Raw genomic sequence first — 5222 nt, 5'->3', positions numbered from 1 at the left:
GCGCACGGAGCGCCAGAACTGATCACGAGAACGGAATGGTGGGACCTGTGGAGTTCACTTTCGCGTCACCGTCCAATCCTTGACGTCGTCCAGAGTCTGTGTTTGGGTGGACGACATGGTCGATGGGGTAGACCAGGTCCTCCGGGACAACGGGGTTCAGGTCACGGCGCAACGTCTCGCGCTGATGCGCGCCGTGTCGGCCCACCCGCACGCCACCGCCGATCAACTCGCCGACGAGGTGCGATCGGTCATCGGGTCGATCTCGCGACAGTCGGTGTACGACTCGCTCGGCGTGCTCGTCGACAAGGGCCTGCTCCGTCGGATCCAACCGGCGGGATCCGCCGTGCGCTACGAGGATCGTGTCGGTGACAACCACCATCACCTGATCTGTCGGAGTTGCAACGCGGTGCTCGACATCGACTGTGCCGTCGGTGATCAGCCGTGCCTCACCGCCGACGACGATCACGGCTTCGACATCGACGAAGCCGAAGTCATCCACTGGGGCACGTGTCCGACCTGCCAGGGCGCGCCGAGTGGAATCAAGCGAGGGAGCACCGTTCCGACGAATCCCGCGTAATCCGCCACCGCCACCGAGAACTCAAGAAGATCGCAAACCGACTCAGCAACAGAGGAGCATGAAATGACCGAGCAGAATCAAGACAGCAACCAGTCCGACGTCTGGGAAATCAACGAGAGCAGCCGCGGATGCCCGGTGATGCACGGCGACAATGCCGCCCACATGGGGAAGGGCCAGACGGCGAATCAGCACTGGTGGCCGAACCAGCTCGACCTGCGGATGCTGCATCAGCGCACCGCCGCCGAGAACCCGATGGACCCGGACTTCGACTACGCCGAAGCGTTCGGGAGCCTCGACTACGACGCGCTGAAGCAGGACATCACCGCGGTGATGACCGATTCGAAGGACTGGTGGCCGGCAGACTTCGGCCACTACGGCCCGTTGTTCGTCCGCATGGCATGGCATGCGGCCGGCACCTACCGGGTCGAGGACGGTCGGGGTGGAGGCAACACCGGCAACCAACGTTTCGCCCCGCTCAACAGCTGGCCCGACAACGGCAACCTCGACAAGGCGCGTGCGTTGCTCCAACCGGTCAAGCAGAAGTACGGCAACAAGATCTCGTGGGCCGACCTGATGCTGCTCACGGGCAACGTTGCGCTCGAGTCGATGGGCTTCCAGACCTTCGGGTTCGCGGGTGGTCGCCCCGACATCTGGGCACCCGAGGACGACATCTACTGGGGTCCGGAAACCGAGTGGCTCGGCGTCACCCGCTACTCCGATGACGGAGAACTCCAGAAGCCGCTCGGCGCGAGCACGATGGGCTTGATCTACGTCAACCCCGAGGGTCCCAACGGTGAGCCCGATCCGCTGGCCGCGGCGCGCCACATCCGCGACACCTTCGGCCGGATGGCGATGAACGACGAAGAAACCGTCGCGCTGATCGCCGGCGGTCACACGTTCGGCAAGACGCACGGTGCGGGCGACGGCGACGAGCACGTCGGTCCCGAGCCGGAGGCTGCGCCGATGGAGCAGATGGGCCTGGGCTGGAAGAGCAGTTTCGGTTCCGGCAAGGCAGGCGACACGATCACCAGCGGTCTCGAGGGCACGTGGACCCAGGAACCCACGAAGTGGACGAACCTGTACTTCAAGAACCTGTTCGAGTACGAGTGGGAGAAGTACAAGGGTCCCGGTGGAGCCTGGCAGTGGCGCCCGGTCGACGGTGGAGGGGCCGACGAGATTCCCGACGCCCACGATCCGTCGAAGCGTCACGTCCCGTTCATGCTCACCACGGACCTGTCGCTGAAGCTGGACCCGGTGTACGAGCCGATCTCGCGCAACTTCTACGAGAACCCCGATCAGTTCGCCGACGCGTTCGCTCGAGCGTGGTTCAAGCTGCTGCACCGCGACATGGGACCGCTCTCGCGCTACCTGGGCCCGGAAGTTCCGAGCGAGGAACTGATGTGGCAGGACCCGATCCCCGCCTCCGACTCGAACCTGAGTGCGGACGATGTGGCCGCGCTGAAGTCGACGATCATGGACACCGGTCTGTCGATCTCCGAACTCGTGTCCACGGCGTGGGCGTCGGCATCGACGTACCGTCAGAGCGACATGCGCGGCGGCGCGAACGGTGGGCGCCTCCGCCTCGAGCCTCAGGTCGGCTGGGATGTCAACGATCCCGACCAGCTGCGTCGAGTACTCGGCAAGCTCGAGGAGGTCCAATCGGGCTTCGGCGGTTCGGTCTCGATGGCCGACCTGATCGTGCTCGGAGGGTGCGCAGCGGTGGAAGCGGCCGCCAAGAACGCCGGTCACGAGATCACGGTGCCGTTCACCCCCGGGCGGGGCGACGCGACCGCCGAACAGACCGACGCCGAGTCGTTCGAACCGCTGGAGCCCACCGCCGACGGCTTCCGCAACTACCTCGGCAAGGGTCACGACGTGTCCGCGGAAACGCTGTTGGTCGACCGGGCTCAGCTGCTGTCGCTCAGTGCTCCCGAGATGACGGTGCTCGTCGGTGGACTCCGTGTCCTCGGCGCGAACTCCGGCACCTCGACGCACGGTGTGTTCACCGATCGCACCGAGACCCTCTCCAACGACTTCTTCACGAACGTGCTCGATCTCGATCTCGAGTGGGCGCCGACGTCGGAATCCGAGGACATCTACGAGGCGAAGGATCGGGCGAGCGGCGCGCCGAAGTGGACCGCCACCCGATGCGACCTCATCTTCGGTGCGAACTCCCAGCTCCGGGCGATCTCGGAGGTGTACGGCTCGAGTGACTCCGAGGAGAAGTTCGTCCGTGACTTCGTGACTGCCTGGGACAAGGTGATGAACCTGGACCGGTTCGACATCTCCTGACGTCGAACGTCTCCACGACGCAGACGGCCCCGTCGGTCCGCCTCGGCGGATCGGAGGGGCCGTTTCGCGTCCCGGAGGATTGAAACCGACGGAATTGGGTATGTCGTCGTCAGCGAGGAATTCCTCGTCACCAACCACCCCAACCAAGGAATCGAGAGACAGATGCCAGAGAACGTTGACGATGCAAAGGGCCGAGTCAAGGAAGCCGCAGGTGACCTGACCGGTGACGAAGAACTCAAGCGCGAAGGCCAGACCGACCAGGCGGCCGGCAAGGTCAAGGGTTTCGTCGATGATGTCAAGGACAAGCTGACCGGCAAGGACTGATCGGCCTCACACCGATCGCACTGAGCCCGGCCGCCGACCTCCGGCGAGCCGGGTTCGGTCGCGCTCGGGCTCGGACGCGTGTTCAGGCGTGTCGACGACCGCGTCGATTCGACGCGACTGGCCGGAGCTCGAGGACCACGTGGTCGTCCGGTTCGTCCACCGCGGCGGGCCGGGGAGCCCACGCCCGACTCAGGGCAGGGATCCGTCGAGCGGCCTCCGATCGATGGCGGCCGTCGATGACGAGCATCGTCCGTGAGACGTTCGAACTCGGACACGCCCACTCCGTTGCCCGCATTCGAGTTCCCGACGCCCGATCGAGCGTGATGTAGCAGAATCGATCGCTCCGGGGTGCGGACCCGGCAGGGAGGGACACCTCGTCGGCCACGGCGGCCAGCCAGGTGGCGTCGACGCGGGTCGGACGCAGCCAGCTGCCGACGATGCGGTCGATCTTGGCGTCGGACTTGAGGGGTCTCATCGGGCACCGGTTGGTTGCTCTACCCCTTCCACGAGTCGTGAGCACCACTGCAGGTGGGTCGACGCACGTACGTCCATTCAAACATGGGGCGGGATCGTGTCAAGCCGGCCGGGTGTGGGAGCCGGCGAGCGGCGAAAACGCATGTGCGGGATTCGTCATCGACGGGTACACAGTGCGTGTTCCTATGGAGTACTTCGTCGTCATGGCCCTGCTCGGCCTCGTGGTCCTCGGTGCCGCGGTGTTCCCCAAGCCGTTGCGAAACCTCCCCATGTCGATGCCGATCCTGGCGGTCGGCGCGGGCATGGCGCTGTTCTCCCTGCCGCTCGGACTCGAGGGGCCCCGTCCCGGCCTCGAGGACGACGTCGCGGAACGGCTCACCGAGTTGGTGGTGATCGTGTCGCTCACCGGTGCCGGGCTCAAGCTGCGACGACGCGTCGGATGGCGGCGTTGGTCCACCACGTGGCGCCTGCTGGGCGTGACCATGCCGCTCACGGTCGTGGCCGTGACCCTCCTGGGAACGGTCGCGCTCGGTCTGCCGGTCGCGACGGCGGTCCTCCTCGGAGCGGTGATCGCTCCGACCGACCCCGTGCTCGCGTCGGAGGTTCAGCTCTCCGGACCGGGTGGAGGCGATGACGATCCTTCCGACGAGCACCCGGTTCGATTCGCGCTGACCTCCGAGGCGGGTCTCAACGATGGTCTGGCGTTCCCGATCACCAACCTGGCGATTGCGATGGCAGTCGGTGGGAACTGGTTCTGGGGGTGGGTTCTCGATGACGTGATCGCAAAACTCGCGATCGGACTCGTGCTCGGGTACGTGCTCGGGCGAGTGTCCGCCTGGCTGACCTTCTCGGTGAGGTCGCCGCTCGGATTCGCCCGTTCGGGTGAGGGGCTCGTCGCGTTCGGAATCACCCTGACGGTGTACGGAGTGACGGAGCTCCTGCACGGCTACGGATTCCTGGCCGTCTTCGTCGCCGCGGTCACGTTGCGTCAGCGTGAGCCGTCACACGAGTATCACGAGGTTCTGCACGACTTCGCCGACACGATGGAGCAGATCGCCAGCCTCCTGTTTCTCCTGCTCCTCGGGGGCGCGGCGGTCGACGGTGCACTGTCCGGGCTCACGTTCTGGGGTGGGGTGGTCGCGGTCAGCGTGGTGCTGATCGTCCGTCCGCTCGTCGGCTGGATCGGGCTGATCGGTGCCGGCGAGGACACGCCGAGCCGGTTCGCCATCGCGTTCTTCGGCATTCGCGGAATGGGAACGATCTACTACCTCGCGCACGCGGTCAACGAGGAGTTCTTTCCCGCTGCGCGTCAGGTCTGGGCCGTGGCCGTGCTCACGATCCTGGTCTCGATCGCCGTTCACGGGGTGACGGCCGGCCCGATGCTCGCGCGGCTGGATCGTCGTCGTTGACGATCAGTCGTCGTCGACGAGTCGAGCGGGGAACCCACCTTTGGCGATCGGACCCCATCGCTCGACGGACAGCCGGATCAGACACTTGCCCTGATCGGCCATCGCCTGGCGGTATTCGTCCCAGTTCGGGTGTTCGCCGGAGATGA

Annotated in this window: 5 protein-coding genes and 1 pseudogene; 4 read left to right on the top strand and 2 right to left on the bottom strand. The window is 65.8% G+C overall.

The genetic code is table 11. The annotated features are described in order from the left end of the window. Positions 1 to 115: 115 nt before the first annotated feature. From ON45_RS18425 to ON45_RS22360, 3 genes are all read left to right on the top strand, one after another. On the top strand, positions 116 to 577 hold the full coding sequence (locus ON45_RS18425) for a Fur family transcriptional regulator (RefSeq protein WP_040495884.1): 462 nt from the start codon (positions 116 to 118) through the stop codon (positions 575 to 577). Positions 578 to 640: 63 nt separating this feature from the next. After that, a complete protein-coding gene (katG, locus tag ON45_RS18420) occupies positions 641 to 2869 on the top strand; it encodes a catalase/peroxidase HPI (RefSeq protein WP_083915150.1) in 2229 nt (742 codons plus the stop codon). Between the two features lie 162 nt (positions 2870 to 3031). Then, entirely contained in the window at positions 3032 to 3193 is a 162-nt protein-coding gene (locus ON45_RS22360; protein ID WP_083915149.1) for a CsbD family protein, read from the top strand. A gap of 82 nt (positions 3194 to 3275) precedes the next feature. Here ON45_RS22360 and ON45_RS18415 read toward each other — a convergent pair whose 3' ends face one another. After that, the gene (locus tag ON45_RS18415; RefSeq protein WP_040495882.1) at positions 3276 to 3668 is read right to left on the bottom strand and encodes a hypothetical protein; all 393 of its coding nucleotides are present in this window, start codon (positions 3666 to 3668) and stop codon (positions 3276 to 3278) included. A gap of 184 nt (positions 3669 to 3852) precedes the next feature. On the opposite strand from ON45_RS18415, the gene ON45_RS18410 reads away from it, so the two are divergent. Next, positions 3853 to 5076 (top strand): cation:proton antiporter, encoded by a 1224-nt coding sequence (locus ON45_RS18410; RefSeq protein WP_040495881.1) that lies wholly within the window; start codon positions 3853 to 3855, stop codon positions 5074 to 5076. A 3-nt stretch (positions 5077 to 5079) separates the two neighbouring features. On the opposite strand, the pseudogene ON45_RS24115 reads toward ON45_RS18410, so the two are convergent. Continuing rightward, positions 5080 to 5222: pseudogene (locus ON45_RS24115) on the bottom strand (PPOX class F420-dependent oxidoreductase); the annotation flags it as partial.

This window comes from Ilumatobacter nonamiensis YM16-303 (genome assembly GCF_000350145.1).
Taxonomy (GTDB): domain Bacteria; phylum Actinomycetota; class Acidimicrobiia; order Acidimicrobiales; family Ilumatobacteraceae; genus Ilumatobacter_A; species Ilumatobacter_A nonamiensis.
This window is presented reverse-complemented; position numbering and strand designations above follow the sequence as displayed.